This window comes from Streptomyces sp. NPDC014676 (genome assembly GCF_043084105.1).
GTDB lineage: Bacteria > Actinomycetota > Actinomycetes > Streptomycetales > Streptomycetaceae > Streptomyces.
In genome coordinates, this window is record NZ_JBIBZI010000003.1 from 757339 (window position 1) to 773287 (window position 15949).

At 73.9% G+C, this 15949-nt stretch carries 15 protein-coding genes and 1 tRNA gene; 6 read left to right on the forward strand and 10 right to left on the reverse strand.

The genetic code is table 11. The features are described from left to right. The first annotated feature begins 104 nt into the window (after window positions 1–104). The gene (locus ACF1DX_RS12005; RefSeq protein WP_391791063.1) at window positions 105–914 is read left to right on the forward strand and encodes a VOC family protein; all 810 of its coding nucleotides are present in this window, start codon (window positions 105–107) and stop codon (window positions 912–914) included. A 178-nt stretch (window positions 915–1092) separates the two neighbouring features. On the opposite strand, the gene ACF1DX_RS12010 is transcribed toward ACF1DX_RS12005, so the two are convergent. Beyond that, the gene (locus ACF1DX_RS12010) at window positions 1093–2226 is read right to left on the reverse strand and encodes an FAD-dependent oxidoreductase (protein ID WP_391791064.1); all 1134 of its coding nucleotides are present in this window, start codon (window positions 2224–2226) and stop codon (window positions 1093–1095) included. 148 nt (window positions 2227–2374) lie between these two features. On the opposite strand from ACF1DX_RS12010, the gene ACF1DX_RS12015 reads away from it, so the two are divergent. Next, on the forward strand, window positions 2375–3001 hold the full coding sequence (locus ACF1DX_RS12015; protein WP_391791065.1) for a TetR/AcrR family transcriptional regulator: 627 nt from the start codon (window positions 2375–2377) through the stop codon (window positions 2999–3001). A gap of 58 nt (window positions 3002–3059) precedes the next feature. Here ACF1DX_RS12015 and ACF1DX_RS12020 read toward each other — a convergent pair whose 3' ends face one another. Further along, complete coding sequence (locus tag ACF1DX_RS12020) at window positions 3060–3665, reverse strand: ATP-binding protein (RefSeq protein WP_391791066.1); 606 nt, start codon at window positions 3663–3665, stop codon at window positions 3060–3062. A gap of 149 nt (window positions 3666–3814) precedes the next feature. Here ACF1DX_RS12020 and ACF1DX_RS12025 point away from each other — a divergent pair, with 149 nt between their 5' ends. Next, window positions 3815–4759 (forward strand): helix-turn-helix domain-containing protein, encoded by a 945-nt coding sequence (locus ACF1DX_RS12025; protein WP_391791193.1) that lies wholly within the window; start codon window positions 3815–3817, stop codon window positions 4757–4759. Continuing rightward, complete coding sequence (locus ACF1DX_RS12030) at window positions 4756–4971, forward strand: DUF397 domain-containing protein (protein ID WP_391791067.1); 216 nt, start codon at window positions 4756–4758, stop codon at window positions 4969–4971. The genes ACF1DX_RS12025 and ACF1DX_RS12030 overlap by 4 nt, the downstream gene beginning before the upstream one ends. A 105-nt stretch (window positions 4972–5076) precedes the next feature. Here ACF1DX_RS12030 and ACF1DX_RS12035 read toward each other — a convergent pair whose 3' ends face one another. Continuing rightward, on the reverse strand, window positions 5077–6531 hold the full coding sequence (locus ACF1DX_RS12035) for a serine hydrolase domain-containing protein (protein WP_391791068.1): 1455 nt from the start codon (window positions 6529–6531) through the stop codon (window positions 5077–5079). Between the two features lie 134 nt (window positions 6532–6665). On the opposite strand from ACF1DX_RS12035, the gene ACF1DX_RS12040 reads away from it, so the two are divergent. Then, window positions 6666–7391, forward strand: coding sequence for a TetR/AcrR family transcriptional regulator (locus ACF1DX_RS12040; RefSeq protein ID WP_391791194.1), 726 nt, complete (start codon window positions 6666–6668; stop codon window positions 7389–7391). Between the two features lie 170 nt (window positions 7392–7561). Here ACF1DX_RS12040 and ACF1DX_RS12045 read toward each other — a convergent pair whose 3' ends face one another. Together ACF1DX_RS12045 and ACF1DX_RS12050 are read right to left on the reverse strand one after the other, a co-directional pair. After that, a complete protein-coding gene (locus tag ACF1DX_RS12045) occupies window positions 7562–7957 on the reverse strand; it encodes a cupin (protein ID WP_391791069.1) in 396 nt (131 codons plus the stop codon). Then, entirely contained in the window at window positions 7954–9402 is a 1449-nt protein-coding gene (locus tag ACF1DX_RS12050; protein WP_391791070.1) for an MFS transporter, read from the reverse strand. The genes ACF1DX_RS12045 and ACF1DX_RS12050 overlap by 4 nt, the downstream gene beginning before the upstream one ends. Window positions 9403–9460: 58 nt before the next feature. Between ACF1DX_RS12050 and ACF1DX_RS12055 the strand changes: the two genes are divergently transcribed. Continuing rightward, entirely contained in the window at window positions 9461–10129 is a 669-nt protein-coding gene (locus ACF1DX_RS12055; RefSeq protein ID WP_391791071.1) for a TetR/AcrR family transcriptional regulator, read from the forward strand. A gap of 162 nt (window positions 10130–10291) precedes the next feature. Here ACF1DX_RS12055 and ACF1DX_RS12060 read toward each other — a convergent pair whose 3' ends face one another. The 5 genes from ACF1DX_RS12060 to ACF1DX_RS12080 all read right to left on the reverse strand — a co-directional run bounded on the left by ACF1DX_RS12060 (window position 10292) and on the right by ACF1DX_RS12080 (window position 15924). Beyond that, a complete protein-coding gene (locus ACF1DX_RS12060; RefSeq protein WP_391791072.1) occupies window positions 10292–11476 on the reverse strand; it encodes a VWA-like domain-containing protein in 1185 nt (394 codons plus the stop codon). 11 nt (window positions 11477–11487) lie between these two features. Then, window positions 11488–12693 carry an AAA family ATPase gene (locus ACF1DX_RS12065; RefSeq protein ID WP_391791073.1) on the reverse strand — a complete coding sequence of 402 codons (1206 nt, stop codon included), beginning with the start codon at window positions 12691–12693 and terminating at the stop codon, window positions 11488–11490. Beyond that, a complete protein-coding gene (locus ACF1DX_RS12070) occupies window positions 12690–14609 on the reverse strand; it encodes an ankyrin repeat domain-containing protein (RefSeq protein WP_391791074.1) in 1920 nt (639 codons plus the stop codon). The genes ACF1DX_RS12065 and ACF1DX_RS12070 overlap by 4 nt, the downstream gene beginning before the upstream one ends. Then, the gene (locus ACF1DX_RS12075) at window positions 14606–15742 is read right to left on the reverse strand and encodes a gala protein (protein WP_391791075.1); all 1137 of its coding nucleotides are present in this window, start codon (window positions 15740–15742) and stop codon (window positions 14606–14608) included. The genes ACF1DX_RS12070 and ACF1DX_RS12075 overlap by 4 nt, the downstream gene beginning before the upstream one ends. 106 nt (window positions 15743–15848) lie before the next feature. Continuing rightward, window positions 15849–15924: transfer RNA gene (locus tag ACF1DX_RS12080), tRNA-OTHER, on the reverse strand. Window positions 15925–15949: the final 25 nt, after the last annotated feature.

The window sequence follows — 15949 nt, forward strand, 5'->3', positions numbered from 1 at the left end:
GGCGTACCGGATCGGGCACGTACTGTGTCGACCGCGGCGCGGGAACGATCCGCCGGGACGCGAGAGGACAACGGCCGGTATACGCGGCCGAGGAGAGAGTGACGATGACCGACGCACGGGGGAACGCCCGCCCGAACGGCGGGGCGCCCGCTCGGCACACACCCGGCACACCCTGCTGGGTGAGTCTGACGGTGCACGGCCTGGAGGCGACCGAGGAGTTCTACGGGGCGCTGTTCGGCTGGGAGTTCCACCCCGGCCCCCAGCGGCTCGGCCCGTATGTGCGTGCCCTGCTCGACGGCCGTGAGGTGGCGGGCATGGGGGTGCTGCCGCCGGACCGTGATCTGCCGGTCGCCTGGACGCCGTACTTCGCCTCGGACGACGTGGACCTGACGGCGGACGTGGTGCGGTCGTGCGGCGGCACCATCGGGGTGGGTCCGCTGGACGCCGCCTACGCCGGCCGGCTGGCGATCGGCTCCGACCCCAGCGGTGCCGTCTTCGGCGTCTGGCAGGCGGCCGCGAGTCCGGGCACCGCCGTCTCCGGCGTGCCCGGCAGCCCCGCCTGGTACGAGCTGACGACCTTCGAGGCGGCCCGTACCGCCAAGTTCTACGAGACCGTGTTCGGTCACGACGAGGAGCCGGCGGTCTCCGCCGGCGCCGGCCCCGATCATGTCACCCTGCGCCTGAACGGCCGCCCGGTGGCCGGCGTCCACGGCGTGGGCAGGGCCCTTCCCCGGGACCAAGGCCCGTACTGGACGACGTACTTCACCGTCGCCGGCACCGAGGCCGCGGTGGAGCGGGTCCTCCGCCTGGGCGGCCGGCTCCTCGTCCCGCCCCACGAGGGCCCCCACGGCCGCGTCGCCGCGGTGGCGGATCCGGAGGGGGCACGGTTCGCGGTGGTGGAGGGCCCGCGCTGACACGCGGACTCCCGCCCGCCACCGGTGGACGGCTCCCGCGCGGCCCGCAGGAGCCGGAACTCCCCGACGGGCCACCGGAACCGTCGGGTCCCCGCCGCGGCGGGGACCGTGAGGACCAGGTGTTCCTGATCGGGCGGGAGCGACGAGGGCTCCGTCGCCCTCGGCCCTCCCCGGGGTGTCAGTGGTGGTCGGCGGTGGCGAAGTCGGGCAGTTCGGTGGAGAGCAGCCCGGTGGCGGCGCCGTCGAGGAGCCGGGCCGTCTCCGTGGAGCGGGGAAGCATGGTCTTCTCGTAGGCGCGGACGGCCTCGCCGACGGTGTCGTGGCGGGCGAGGGCGAGGGCGAGTTCGCAGGCGTCCAGCAGGGCGAGGTTGACGCCGACGCCGAGCGGGGGCATGAGGTGGGCGGCGTCGCCGAGGAGGGTCACCGTGGGGGTGGGCTCCCAGGTGTGCGGGACGGGCAGGGCGTAGATCGGACGGTCGACGTAGGGGCCGTCGTTGTCGGTGATCAGCCGGCGCAGCCGGGGTGACCAGTCGCGGTAGCGCTCCAGGAGGCGGGCACGGATGCCGTCGGTGTCCTGGAGGGTGAGGCCGCCTGCGGTGATCCAGTCGGCCGGGACGCGCTGGATGACGTAGACGCGGATGTGGTCGCCGCTGTTGCGCTGGGCGAACAGGCCGCGGTCGCCGTCGGCCGCGGCGGCGCCGCCCTGGCCGACGAGTTCGGCGATGTCGGGGTGCCGGGTCGTGACGTCGTGGAACCAGGCCTCCAGGAAGCTCACGCCGGTGTACCGAGGGGTGGCCGGGGAGACGGCCCGGCGGACCGTGGACCAGGCGCCGTCGGCGCCGACGACCAGGTCGGCCTCGACGGTGGTGCCGTCGGTGAAGTGCAGTCGGCGGGGGCCTTCGGCGGGGCCGCTGACGTCCCGCAGGGTGCGGTTCCAGTGCACGGTGCCGGGCCGGAGCGAGCCGAGCAGCAGGTCGCGCAACTGGCCGCGGTCGATCTCCGGCTTGAACCGCTCGTCCGGCTCGGGGACGTGGTGGAAGAGGACCGTGCCGGCCGGGTCCAGTTGGCGCATCTCCTGCCCCTCGGGGCGGGCCAGCTTGAAGAACTCCTCCAGGAGGCCGGCTTCGCGCAGGGCGATCTGGCCGTTGTCGGCGTGCAGGTCGAGGGTGCCGCCCTGGTCACGGGCGTCGGGGCCGGCGTCGCGGTCGTGGACGGTGACGGTGATGCCGTGCCGCTGGAGGATGCGGGCGCAGGTCAGGCCGCCGGGGCCGGCGCCGATGACGGCGATGCGGGGCGCGGGAGTGGTGTGCACGGTGTGCTCCGTTCGTTGGTGCGGTCCCGAGAGGGGAGAGAGCGGCCAGGCGGTGCCTCGCGGCCGCCGCCCCAGAAAAACACACCGACTCAATAAGTGCAACAACTCAACTTTTGAAGCGAGTCAACCAGAGAGGTAGGGTGTCGGCATGCCCAGAACGACGACCGACACCGCGACAGGCCCCTCCCCCGCACCCGTGGGGCGCCGCGAACGCAAGAAGGCCGCCACCCGCCGGGCCATCGCCGACGCCGCGCTGCGCCTGTTCCTGGAACGCGGCTACGACGAGGTCGGCATCCGCGAGATCGCGGACGCCGCCGACGTGTCCACCACCACCCTGTTCAAGCACTTCCCGGTCAAGGAGGCCCTCGTCTTCGACGAGGACGCCGACCAGGAGACCCACCTGCTCGCGGCCGTCCGCGAGCGCCCCGAGGGCCGGTCCATCCCCGCCGCACTGCGCGAACACGCCCTGACCACCCGGCTGGTCTCCGCCGACGGCGACGCCCGCTTCGCCGCCTTCACCGACCTGGTGACCCGCACCCCCGCGCTGCGCGACTACGGCCAGAAGATGTGGCTGCGCCACACCACCGCGCTCGCCCGGGTCATCGCCGAGGAGAGCGGCCGCCCCGTGGACGACCCCGCCTGCACCGCCCTGGCCCACTTCGCCCTCGAAGCCCCCCGCGCGGCCTACCCCCACGACACCCCCCGCGAGGTCGTCGACCGGGCCTTCGACCTCCTGGAGGAGGGCTGGAGCGCGCTCGTCCGGAGCGAGGCGTGAGCGTGGATCCCGCCGCCCTCCCACCGCGGGGAGGGTGCCGGTTCACCCGCCTCGATGATCAGTTGGTTCGCCCCCTGGCCTCGCCGATCCGTCTGTCCAACTCGGCGTCCGGTGCGGCCTGCTCGCGCACACCGGGGTCATAGCCGTTCCACTCCCGCAGAGCGGCGCGTACCTGCTCGTACTCCGCCCAGACGGTCTTGCCCGGGCCGTCCGGGCGCGGGTGCCAGTCCCAGCGGGTCGCGAGCTGCGACACGAGGAGCAGTCCGCGGCCGGCCTCCTCGACGCCGGCGGCGCTCTCCGGGAGGGCCGGGCGGCGGGGGTGGCGTTCGGTGCGGGTGTCGGCGACCTCCACGCGCACGGTGCGGCCGTCGGGGGTCGCGTGGAGGCGGAGGTGGAAGTCCCGGCCGGGGACGTGGCCGTGGCTCACGGCGTTCGCGGTGAGCTCGGCGACGATCAGCACGATCGCGTCGTGCGGGTCGGTGCCGTACGGGACGCCCCACGCGTCCAGGCGGACGGCCGCGAGGCGGCGGGCGAGACGGGCTCCGCGGGGTGTGGAGGTGAAGCGCATCCCGAAAGTGCGGTCCGGTGGCGGGGGCGCCTTCAAGGAGGCACAGGGGGTGGCGGGTTGGGTGGTGCCGGTGGGATTGATGGGTTTCGTCGTCACGCCCCCACGGTCCCGTCGGTCGCGTAGCGTGACCAGTGGTGACGCAGCGACAGGGGGCGGCTGTACCCGTGTTGTACGCGCGTGTCGGAGCCGCGCGCCGTGACGGCGCCCCTTGCGGGGGCGTTGAGCGAGAGAAGGCGGTGGTGGACATGGCGGAGCGCGCGGGTGCGGAGGCCGGGGCCGAGGCGGTTCCCGGGGATCGTGAGAACGGCGACGGCGGCGCGGGTGCGGCAGTCGTGAGTCTCGGGGACGGGTGGGAGAACGACGGCGGGGCCGGGCGGCGGCCGGAGGACGAGGCCGGGCGGGGTGTCGTGGTCGCGTTCGGGCAGACCATGAAGACGCTGCGGGTGCGGGAGGGGCTGGAGCGCGAGGAGTTCGGGCGGCGGCTCGGGTACTCGGCGTCCACCATCGCGTCGTTCGAGCAGGGGCGGAGGATTCCGACGCCGAGGACGATCGAGCGGGCGGATGAGGTGCTGGGGGCGGGTGGGTTGCTGTGCCTGTGGAAGGAGCAGGTGGAGCGGGCTCAGTACCCGGCGTTCTTTCAGGGGATGGCGGCCTTGGAGAAGGTTGCCGTTGAGCTGGTCGCCTACGACACCATGGTGGTCAAAGGGCTGCTTCAGACGGAGGAGTACATGAGGGCGCTGCTCGCCATGAGACGGCCTCCCCTGGACGAGGAAACCATCGAGCAGCGAGTGACGGCACGGTTGGCCCGGCGGGACATCTTCGATCGTCGGCCCGCCCCGCTACTGAGTTTCGTACTCGACGAGGCAATCCTGCGGCGGCCTTACGGAGGCACGTCTGTGTTGCGCGGGCAGTTGGAGCACCTGCTGCTGATCGGGCAGAGGCGCAACGTCGAGATCCAGGTCATGCCGGTCAACCGCGAGGACAATGCCGGCGTGAACGGACCGTTCACCGTTGTGACTCGGAAGGACGGCAAGAAGTTCGTGTACGCCGAGGCACAAGGAATCGGCTCTCTACAGACCGACCCGGAGCAAGGGGTTCTGGCCGCCGCCCGCTATGGGATTATCCGATCTCAGGCTCTCAGTCCGCGAGAGTCGCTGGAGCTCATCGAAGGGTTGCTGGGATCACTATGAACAACACTGAGTCCTCGACCGTCGCCTCGGACCTCGCCTGGTTCAAGAGCAGCTACAGCGGAACCGAGGGCGGTGATTGTGTAGAGGTCGCGCCCGCTACGGCAGTTGTGCACGTCCGGGACTCGAAGGCTGAAGCCGGCCCCACGCTCACGGTCTCGCGCCAGGCCTGGACGGGGTTCGTCGGGCTGGCCTCGTCGGAACGGTGCGTCTGACGCCGGGGCACAGCTGACGCATCCGGGCTCACGAGGGCCCGGATGCGTCAGCCGAGGAATCCCTGCCTGGAGGCGGAAACCCGGGTTCCGCGTGACGCGGCCGTGTCACGCGGTTTTGGGACCGCAGCGCATGCCGATGCAGACGCAGCCCGTGCCGTCCCGCAGCGTGGAGAAGACCACGGGCATGTAGTCCTCGCTGAACGCCGCGCCCACCCCCGTACCGGCGAAGACCGTGTCCGTCACCGGCACCAGGTCGATCTCCAGGGGGTCGGAGAAGTCCTTCATGCCGTCGACGAACTCGTACGTCAAGTGTCCCGCACCGTCCTGCTCGGTCACGGTGATGACCACGCCCTCACGCCGGTACGTGCCGGCGAGCGGCGCGAAGTCGACCACCGGCGGCCGGGCCGGCGGGGCGAAGGGCTGCGGCATCGTCACCCCGGCCAGTTCGGCGAGGAGTTCCCGGTAGAGCGTCGCGTACATTTCACGCGCACCGCCGCCGTTGGTGAGCAGCACGACCGCGACGCCCGCCGACGGCACGACGCGCAGGTAGCCGTACTGTCCGATGGAGGCGCCGTCGTGGCCGTAGCCCTGGACGCCGTCCCAGTCGTACAGGGTCCAGCCCAGGCCCCAACCGTCCGCGCTGACCGTCCACTTGTCGGGTGAGTCCACCACCCGGCGCTGCATCAGCGCGACCGTCTCCTCGGAGAGCACGCGTGTGCCGTCCTGCGCCACACCGCCGTCGAGGTGCATCCGCGCCAGCCGCGCGATGTCGCCGGCGGTGGCGATGACCCTGCCGTACGGGCCCGCCGAGCGCGGCATCAGGTCCCAGGACGGTGCCGGGTCCGGGTCCTGGCCCGCCTCGCCCAGGTGGCCCATCGCCGCGCGGAACCTCAGCGCCTCCTCGGGCAGCGTCATGGTGTGCGTGAGGCCGAGCGGGGTCAGGAGCAGGTCCTTCAGCGCCTCGTCCCAGGTCGTGCCGGTCACCACCTCGACGACCCGGCCCAGCACGTTGTAGCCGACGCTGCTGTACGAGAGCGCGGTGCCGGGCGGGCAGTCGAGTGCCACGTCCTTCGCGGCCTCGACGTACTTGGCGAGGCAGTCGTCGCCGCGTCCGCTGTCGTAGGTGAAGTCGCAGGTGAGGCCGCTGGTGTGGCTGAGCAGTCGGCGTACGGTGATCGCCCTGGTCGCCTCGGGGTCGGCGACCGAGAACTCCGGCAGGACGTCCACGACCGGCGCGTCCAGGTCCAGTCGGCCCGATTCGACGAGCCGCATGATCAGGGTGGCGGTGTAGACCTTGGCTATCGAGCCCGTCTGGAAGACCGAGTCGGTCGTCGCCTCCACGCCCGTCCCGCGGTGCAGTACGCCGCCGGCCAGTTCGTGAACGGTCCCGTTCACGAGGACCGCCAGCGACGCGGCCGGGACGTGGTGCTCGGCGCGCAACGCGTCGAGGCGGGCCTGCCAGTGGGCGAGGTCCACCTTGCGGCCCGCCGAGTCCCGGCTCCCCCACGCACCCTTGGCGTCCCAGTCGCCCCGCTCGTCCCAGTTCACATTCTTCGACATGCCGACCCTCTCCCGATGCGTACAGCGTTCCTCCGTTGCGAACACTGTACGCAGGAAAGAACGCTGTACGCAAGGTGCGTACAGCGTGCGCTATCGTGGGGGGTCACAGCGTGACGAGCAGGGACGAGGGCCGTATGCCAGCCGACGAGAAGCCGACCGCATCGGTGTGGACCCGTCCACGTCGCCCGCAGCGGGAGCAGCTGACCCGCGAGCAGATCGTGGCCGCGGCGATCGAACTGCTGGACGCGGAGGGCGTCGAGGCGCTCAGCATGCGCAGGCTCGGCACCCGCCTGAACGCCGCGGCCACTTCCCTCTACCGGCACGTGGCCAACAAGGACGAGCTGATCGAGCTGGTCGTGGACGACGTCTACGGAGAGCTTCGGGCACCGGACGTCCCCGACCCCACCCAGTGGCGCGCGGCGGTCGCCCGCACCGCCGCCGATCTGCGGGCGATGACCCTGCGCCACCCCTGGATCGCCCCCGAGCTGGGCCAGGTCGGCCTCGTCCACATCGGCCCGAACGCCATGCGGATGTCATCGGGGCTGCTCGCGCAGTTCGAGGCCGCGGGCTTCCCCCCGGACGAGACGGACCGGGCCGTGGGGACGCTCATGGCGTACGTCATCGGGATCGCGACCTCCGAGGCCGCGTACCTCTCGCTGATCGCCCGCAGCGGCAGGACCGAGCAGGAGTGGGTGGCGGGCCTGCGCCCGGCCTTCGACGAGGCCTCGCGGCAACACCCGCGGCTGCGCGAGGGCGGCTCCGCCCGGCAGGACGTGCACCCGCGGCAGATCCGCGACGACGACTTCGCGTACGGGCTCGACCGGGTCCTCGACGGCCTGGCGGCCCGGCTCGACGCCTGAGCGACCTCGCGTCGGGCTCGTGGTCGGTCCAGGCGTGGCTTTCGGGCAGCAGGCCGGTGAGGAGGCGGTCGTCCTCGTCGACGAGGGCCTCGGGGGCGGGGAAACGGCCGAGGAGGACCTGGCGGTGGCGACCGCACGGGGGAACGCCCCCGGTCGCGGCCGCCCGCCGGTCAATGGGTGTCGGTGCGCTTCTCCAGGCGGGTGCCGTCGCGGAGGGTGATCGACATCAGGTCGCTGGGGGCGTCCAGTTCCAGGCGGTGCCAGCGGCCGCGGGGGACGATCGCGGCGGTGCCCGCCCGCAACCGCACCATGTCCTCGGCCCCGCCGGGCGTGGTGGGACGGAAGTAGAGGCGGATACCGCCAGTCAGACAGCACACCGCCTCCTCCGCCTCCGGGTGCATCTCCCAGTGGTCGGCGTGGACGTCGGCGGTGGTCTCCACGTGGAACGTGGCGATCTGCCAGGCACCGGAGCCGCTGCCCGTCATCTGCCGTTCGGCGGCCCGGACATCGCCGTCGGGGTGGAAGTGCAGCGCCGAGGTGAACAGGTCGATGGTGGTGGTCGTCATGACGGAGTTCCTTCCAGCCGGTTCGGCGCGGGAGTGGTGGGGCGCGGGACGGGGGTGACGGCTCGGCGGCGCGGCAGTACGCCGATGGCCACGGCTGCCGCGAGCACGAAGACGGCGGCGGCGACGGCCAGGCCCAGGGCGTAGCCGTCGTTGAGTGCGGCGGGATCGGTGGTCGTGCCGGTGTGGTGCGCGGCGACGGTGGCCAGCACGGCCAGGCCGATGCAGCCGCCGAGTTGGCGGGAGCTGTTCATGAGGCCGCCGGCCATGCCGGCCTCGCGCGGGGCGACGCCGGTGGTCGCGGCGGCGGCGACCGGCGCCAGGACCAGCCCGGCGCCGACGCTGGTGACGAGGGACGGGCCGAGTACGTCGGCGAGGAAGCTGCCGTCGGGGCTGATGAGGGCGAACCAGGCCAGGCCCGCGGCGGCCAGCAGGGCGCCTGGCACCAGGGACACGCGGGGGGTGCGGGAGGCGGTGAGGCGGGTCGCGACGACGGTCCCCGCGACCAGGCCCAGGGAGAAGGGCAGAAACGCGGTGCCGGTCGCCGCGGCTCCCATGCCCAGGACCTGCTGCATGTACAGGGACACGAAGTAGAACGCCGTGAACTGCCCGGCCGCGGCCAGGAACACCAGCACGTTCGCGCCGGCGACCCAGCGACTGCGCAGCAGGCCGAGGCGCAGCAGGGGTGCGGCGGCCCGCGCCTCGGCGAGGACGAAGGCGGCGAGCAGCACGGCCGCGGCGGCGAGGGTCGTCCACGTGACCGGGGAGCCCCAGCCCAGGGTGTCGGTCCGGACGACACCGAGCACCAGCAGCCCGACTCCGCCCGTCGCCAGGACGGCGCCCCATGTGTCCAGCCTCTCGCGCCGGGCGGGCGGGGCCTCGGCGGGCACCCCCGTGAGGATCAGCGCGAGAGCCACCGCGACGATGGGCAGGTTGATCAGCATGATCCAGCGCCAGCCCGCGTACTCGGTCAGCAGGCCGCCCGCCAGTACGCCCAGCGCGCCGCCCGCGGCGTTCACCGCGCTCCACACCCCCAGCGCCCGGACCCGTCGGGGGCCTTCGGGGAAGGTGGTGGTGAGCATCGCCAGCGCGGCCGGCGCGGCCGCGGCGGCGCCCAGGCCCTGCCCGGCGCGTGCGGCGATCAGGTGCCAGGGGTCCTGGGCCAGTCCGCCCGCCAGCGAGCACAGCCCGAAGACGGTCAGTCCCAGCACGAACATCCGGCGCCGGCCGTACAGGTCGCAGGCGCGGCCCCCCAGCAGCAGGAACCCGCCGAACGTGAGCGCGTACACGTGCACGACCCACGACAGGTCGAGCGGCGCGAATCCCAGCGCCGTGCGGATCGCGGGTAACGCGACGTTGACCACGGACATGTCCAGGGCGACGACGAACTGGGCGACGGCCGCCGCCGCCAGCACCACTCCGGGCCTCCCACGAGAGTTTTTATACATGTAAGAAAACTTAGCGCCGAGGTTCGCCGTTGTCGACACCTGGGGAATGATGGAGGGCATGCCGCAACCGTCCGCACCGCGCAGAACCCCGGGCCGGCCTCCCCGCATCTCCCGCGAGGAGATCATCGGGACGGCCCGCCGGATCGTGGAGGAGGGAGGTGTGGACCGGCTGACCATGCGGCGGCTGGCCACGGAGGTCGGCAGTACGCCGATGGCGCTCTACCACCACGTCCGCGACAAGGAGGAACTGCTCGTCCTCCTGCTGGACGACTACGCCGCCCGGACCCTGCGCCGGCCGGAACTGCCCGCCGACCCCCGCGAGCGGGTCGTGGTGGCCGCCACCGCGATCCACGGGGCGCTCGCCGCCTGCCCCTGGATCGTGGAGGTGCTGACCGCCGACGACCTGCTGTCCACGAGCGCGCTGTGGTTCGTCGAGCAGATCGTCGACGGCCTGGTCGGATGCGGCCTCTCCCTCGACCGGGCCGTGCACGGCTACCGTGCGATCTGGTACTACACCGCCGGAGAGATCGTGGTCAGGACGACGGCGGCCCGGCGGCGTGCGGACGGCGACCGCGCGACCTACCGGGAGCAGGTCTTCGCCGGCCTCGACCCGAGCGAACTGCCCCGCCTGGCACAGGCCGCGGACCGCTGGGCGCCGCTGACCGCCGAGGACACCTACCGGGACGGGCTCCGGGCCCTGGTGGACGGCCTCCTCGCCGGCCGCTGACGACGCGCCACCGGCGATGTGCCCGGCCGTCGGCGCCACGTGAGGGAGGCCGACGGGTCCGTGACGCGGCCTCTGCGGGTCGTCTCCCCTTGCGGGCGGGCCCCGTGCCGATCAAGGGGTTCGGCAGTCCCCGCACCGGCCGGCCCGCGACCGACCACGCCGTCAGGCGGTGACCCGTACCGTCTCCACCCAGCTCGGGGGCTGGGGCGCGCCGTCGCCGATCAGGGCCGCGACGACGCGGCAGGACGGGGTCTCGTCCGGCCAGGGGGTGAGTCCGTCGGTGAGGACGATGACGATCGAGGGGCGGTCGCGGGCCGCGAGGGCGGCGTCGATGCCGACGCGCATGTCCGTGCCGCCCCCGCCGCCGAGGGTGATCTGCTCGGTGGACGTCACCCGGGACACGGCGTGCACGTCGGCGTCGCAGGCGAGGACGGTGACGCGGTTGCCGCGCACGCCGACCTCGCGCAGCACGCCCGTGATCTCCCCCAGGGCGGCGGCGAGTTCCGCGTCGCCCATCGAGCCCGAGGTGTCGACGACGACGGCCACCCGCGGCAGCGGACGGCGCAGGCTGGGCAGGACGACGCCGCGCAGCGCCGGGGTGCGGCGCGAGGGGCGGCGGTAGGTGTAGTCGACGGCCCCGGCGGCCCACGCGGCGGCTTCCCGGACCGCGCCGGACAGGGCCTGCCGCCAGTCCACCGTGGGCTCCAGGAGTTCCTCGGCCCAGCGCCGCCAGCCCTCGGGCAGGGTGCCGCGGGAACGGTGGTGGGCGCGCATCGCCTCGGCGGTGAGCCGGCGCAGCGCCTGGGCCTCGACGTCACCGAGCGCGGCGGGGCCGGTGGAGCCGGGAAGGTCCCAGGGCGCGGGGCGGCCGTGGGCGCCCGATCCGCAGTCGTGTTCCCGTACGTGCGGGGGCAGTTGCGGCAGGTACGTCTCGAACAGCTGCCCTTCGGGGAGGCCGAAGAGGCGGGGCTCGACGCGTCCGGCGGGCAGGAGCAGGCCGTCGGCGAGGAGGTCGTCGTTGATCTCGCAGTCCTGGGCGACGTTGACGCGGTACCGGTCGCGCTGGTCGGCGGCGGGGAGCCGGCCGGCGCGGCCGTGGTGGTCGCGCAGCAGGTGCGCCACCTCGTGAATCCAGACGCCCGCGAGTTCCTCCACGGGGGTCGCGTCGACGAAGGCGGGTGACACGTAGCAGCGCCAGTGGCGGTCCACGCCCATCGTCGGCACGTCGGGGCTGGGCACGACGGTCAGGGCGTACAGGGCCGACGCCAGGTAGGGGCGGTCGCTCGCCGCGCGGTAGCGGGCGGCGAGCAGTTTGGTGGTGTCCAGGCGGCCGCGGGGGTCCGTCATGCCCGCGTGCCTCAGCGGCTGCCGGGCAGGGCCCCGGACATCCGCAGCAGGTCCAGGAACCCGTCGATACCGGGAGGTACGGGCCAGTCCAGATGACGCATCGAGGCGAGGTCGGTGGCGGCACGGGCGGCCACGTCCGGTACGCCCGCGTCCACGGCCTTGGCCAGGACCGTCCAGCCGGCCTCCCAGCGCGGCCGGGTGAGGTCACTCTGGATGGCGGCGACGACCGCGATGAGGAAGGCGAGTTGGCGGTCGCCGCGCTCGGGCAGGGCGAACGCGTCGGGGTCGGCGAGGACCCGCTCGGGGTCGGGCAGATCGAGGTGTTCCAGGTACGACAGCAGTTCGATGCCCGCGCCGTCCCCGACGGCCCCGGTGAGCGCGGCGGCCGTCGCCTCACGGCCGGCGCCGGTCGCGTATCCGGTCGCGAGCAGCCGCAGCGCCATCTCCCAGGTGCGCGGGGACGGCCAGGAGCGGCCCCGGCTCTCGGCGTCGGCGGGAATGTGGTGGACCAGGCCGGGGCGGGCGGTGAGGAATCCGGAGACGGCGCCGCGGGCCCGTGCGACGGCACCGGGCACCTTGGCCGGATCGACCGCGGGAACGGCCACCTCCGGCCAGGTGCCGGCCATGCCGCGGGCGACCGTGGCCGGGTCGTGGGTCCAGTCGAGGTGGACGAAGCGGTTGGCGAGCGGCGGGCTGAGGTGCCAGCCGTCGGCGGCGCTCGACGGCGGGTTGGCGGCGGCGACGATGCGCACCGCGTCGGGCAGGACGAGGCTGCCGACCCGGCGTTCGAGGACGACCCGCAGCAGCGCGGCCTGCACGGCCGGAGGCGCGGAGGACAGTTCGTCGAAGAAGAGCAGGCCCTGTCCGGCGCGGGTGAGCCGGACCGCCCAGTCGGGCGGGGCCATCGGCACGCCGGTGGTGGCCGGGTCGTCGCCGACGATCGGCAGTCCCGCGAAGTCCGACGGCTCGTGCACGCTGGCGATGACCGTCTCCAGCGGGAGGCCGAGTCCGGCGGCGAGCTGCTCCAGGCCGGCGGACTTGCCGATGCCCGGTTCGCCCCACAGCAGGACGGGCTGGTTGGCCGTCACGGCCAGGGCGAGCGCTTCCAGTTGGGGGTTGGCGGCGGGTTCGGTGCGTCGTGCGCGCAGCCTGGCGACGAGGTCGTCCGCGGCGGCCAGTGGGCCCGGTGCGGTGCGGGGGGCGGGGTCGGTGCTCAAAACGGCGGTTCCTCGCTGTACTTGCCGAGTCCGGGCTTACCGAGTCCGGGCTTGCCGGGCTCGGACTCGTCGGGCTCGGACTCGTCGGGCTCGTCAGACCCGGGCTCGGACTCGTCGGGCTCGTCGGGCTCGGGCTCGGGTTCGACAGGCTCGTGGTCGTCCGCTTCCTCCTCCTCGTTGCGGTCCATGTACTCGTCCCACCACTCGGCCCCGAGGCCCGGGTGTTCCTCCCGGACGCGCTTCCGGAGGAAGGCCAGGTCGGAGCGCTTGTAGCGGCGGACGACCTGGGCCAGCGACAGCTCCATCCGGTCTTCCACGTCGATCCGTGCGCCGGCGGCGAGGAACGCCTCCACGAGGGCCCTGGAACCGCCGTCGTTGACCGCCACGAACAGCGGTGTGCGGTCCCGCTGGTCCCGGGCCTCCAGGTCGAGCCCCGCCGCGAGCAGCCGGGGCAGCAGCGGCTCGTGGTCGAGGAGGTGCAGTACGTGGAGCAGCGAGCGTCCGGAGGCGTCACGGACCCGGGGGTCCACGCCGGCGTCCAGGAGGTGGAGCACGCCGTGGGTGTCGCCGTGCTGGGCGCGCAGGAACAGGTCCCGGCGCTGGGCGCGCAGCGCCTTCGGCAGCCGGCCGTCGCCGGACGCCCAGGTCTGCTCGACGGCGAAGCACCCGGCGACGGCGCCGCCGAACGCGCGCAGGGCCCGCTCGCGCCGCTGCTCCTCGTCGCTGTGCGGCATGCGGAGCAGACCGCCCGGGCGGAAGCCCACCTCGTGCCATGCGCCCCGGCAGCGCACCCGGACGGGTTCGGGGACGGCGGGGCCCGGTGGGCCGCCGGTCCCGTCGGCGACCCGGAGGTCGGGGAACAGGGCTTCGCGGACCAGCGGATGCAGGTGCTCCGGCTCCACTCCGCCGACGCGCAGCAGGTCGAGGTCGGGGAGCCTGCGCCAGAGCGCCTCGGCCAGAAAGGGCATGTTCTTGGCCTCCTCGCGGCCGACGGCACGCGCCCCGAGACCGGTGGCCGTCGGCTCCAGCAGGATGCGCGTGCGCCAGTCGCCGACGACGAGGAAACGGTCCCCGACGCCCTCGTCCCTCAGCCGGCGGACCTCCCGCTCCAGACGGGTGTGGTCGAGCGCGAGCCGGCCGATGAGCTCCGCCGGATCGGCCCGGTACCAGCCGGGGCCGACCGGGGGCGTCAGGTCGAGTTCGATCCCGGCCGCGGTGAAGGCCGCCTCGACCTCGCCCCTCTGGTGGAGCAGGGTGACCCACTCGGCCCGGGCCGACGCGTCACCGGGGCCGGGATCGGCCGTGGGCAGTTCGTCCGTACGGCGCGGCCGGCCGTCGGTGTGGAAGAAGGGGGGCCGGTCGGTGCCGCCGCCGCACCGCTCGCGCAGTTCGGCGGTGTGCCGCGCGTCCCACAGGTGCCGGGCGTACCGCCAGTCCTCGGTCGGGCTCCCGAAGACGCCGGCGGTCCTCTCGTCCGCGACCGTGCGGAACCGCAGGGTGACGCGCTGCGGGCCCTGCAGCATCGCGGGCGTGGTGAGGTGCAGGTACGGCGTGGAGCGGGGGCCTTCGCCCGCCCGCACCGGCCGGTAGCGGGCGAGGACGACGGTCCGGTCGGTGTCGAGGGGGGTCCAGCCGCCCAGCACTCGGGGCAGGTGCCAGCGCGCCAGGTCCGGGACCAGGTGGCGCAGGTCGTCCGCCAGCGCCTCGGCGACGTCGTCGCCGCAGTGCTCGGCGACCTCCGGCAGGTCGATGTCGACGTCCACACCGGCCGCCGCGCACGCGCCCCGCCAGTCACCGGCGGTACGGCGTTCGGTCGCGCGCTCGATCATCGTCCGGGGCACGGCGTACCGGCGGACCCGCCGCCAACTCGCCGCCTCCTCCGGTGGGAAACAGGGGAGTTCGGGGCGGCGGCTCACCGGTAGACACTTCCTATCGCGCGCAGGTCGGGGTGGGCCCCGGCCATGGGCCGCAGGCGCTGGGTGAAGGACCGCTTCACCTTCCGGGGCAGTCCCGGACCCAGACCGACGTACTCCAGCGGTGAGCCGTCCGGCACCGCTGCCAGCAGGGACTTCGCGCCCCGGCCGGTGAGCCCGGTGTGGCACAGCTCCAGCCGGCGCAGCGGGCTGCCGGGGAGGGCGGCGGCCAGGGCGCGGGCGCCCTCGTCGCCGGTGGCGTTGGCGGGGGCGCCGAGGCTCCGCTCGGACATCGGCCGTCCCAGGTCGAGCGTCTCGATGGCGCCCAGGGCGTCGGCGAGGGCGTGCGCCCCGGCGGGGCCGATGCCGTTGCCGCCCAGGCCGAGGCGTACCGGCCGTCCGGAGTCGGCTGCGGCTGCGGCGAGGACGGCGGCGCCTTCGTCGCCGAGGTGGTTGGCGGGCAGGTACAGCTCGCGCACGCCCGCCTCCCGGATCAGCGCCGCCAGCAGACCGGCGGCGTCGGCGGTCAGGCCGTTCCCGCCGAGGAAGAGGCGTTCCACCGGGCGCGGGCGGCCGGTGAGGGCGTCGAGCAGGGCGCGCAGGCCCTCGGTGGTGACACCGGTGTTGACCAGGTCGAGGGTGCGCAGCGCGGTGTTGCGGCGGAGCGTCGCGGCGAGCGCCACGGCGCCGTCGTCGCCCACCGGGTTGCGCTTGAGCCACAGGGCGCGGACGGTGTCGTCCGCAGAGAGTACGTCGGCGAGCGCGGCGGTGCCTTCCGGGCCGATGCGGTTGCAGCCGAGGTAGAGCGTGTGCAGCCCGTGGCCGGCGGTGAGCGCCCGGGCGACCGCCGTCGCGCCCTCGTCGCCGATGGCGTTGGTGCCGAGGAGCACGTGCCGGGCGTGCGGCGATGCGGCGGCGACGGGCATCAGCCGGGCGGCGCCGGCCGCTCCGAGGCCCTGCTTGCACAGGTCGACGCGGCCGTCCGCGCGGAGGGTGCCGAGCGGGAACGTCTCGTCGGTGTCCACCGCCCGCGCCGACCTCAGCCGGACCAGCAGCGGGTCCAGGCCGGCAGGATCACTGATCGGGATGTCCGGGTGCTCGATCGCCGGGCAGCGCACGGGTGTCGGCTGCGTCATCACCACTCCACCGGTCCATCGCCGGTGTCCGGCTCGCCGAGGGCGGCACCGCCCTCCGCCCGCCCGGGACGGACCGACGCCAATCGACGTTCCTCCACGACAAGGGTGGCAAGGCCGGTCGGATTCGAACCGACGTCCTCCGGCTTGATGCGAGGGCGCGACGACCTCTGCGCTACGGCCTTGCCGTGGAAGATCATAGCGAGATCG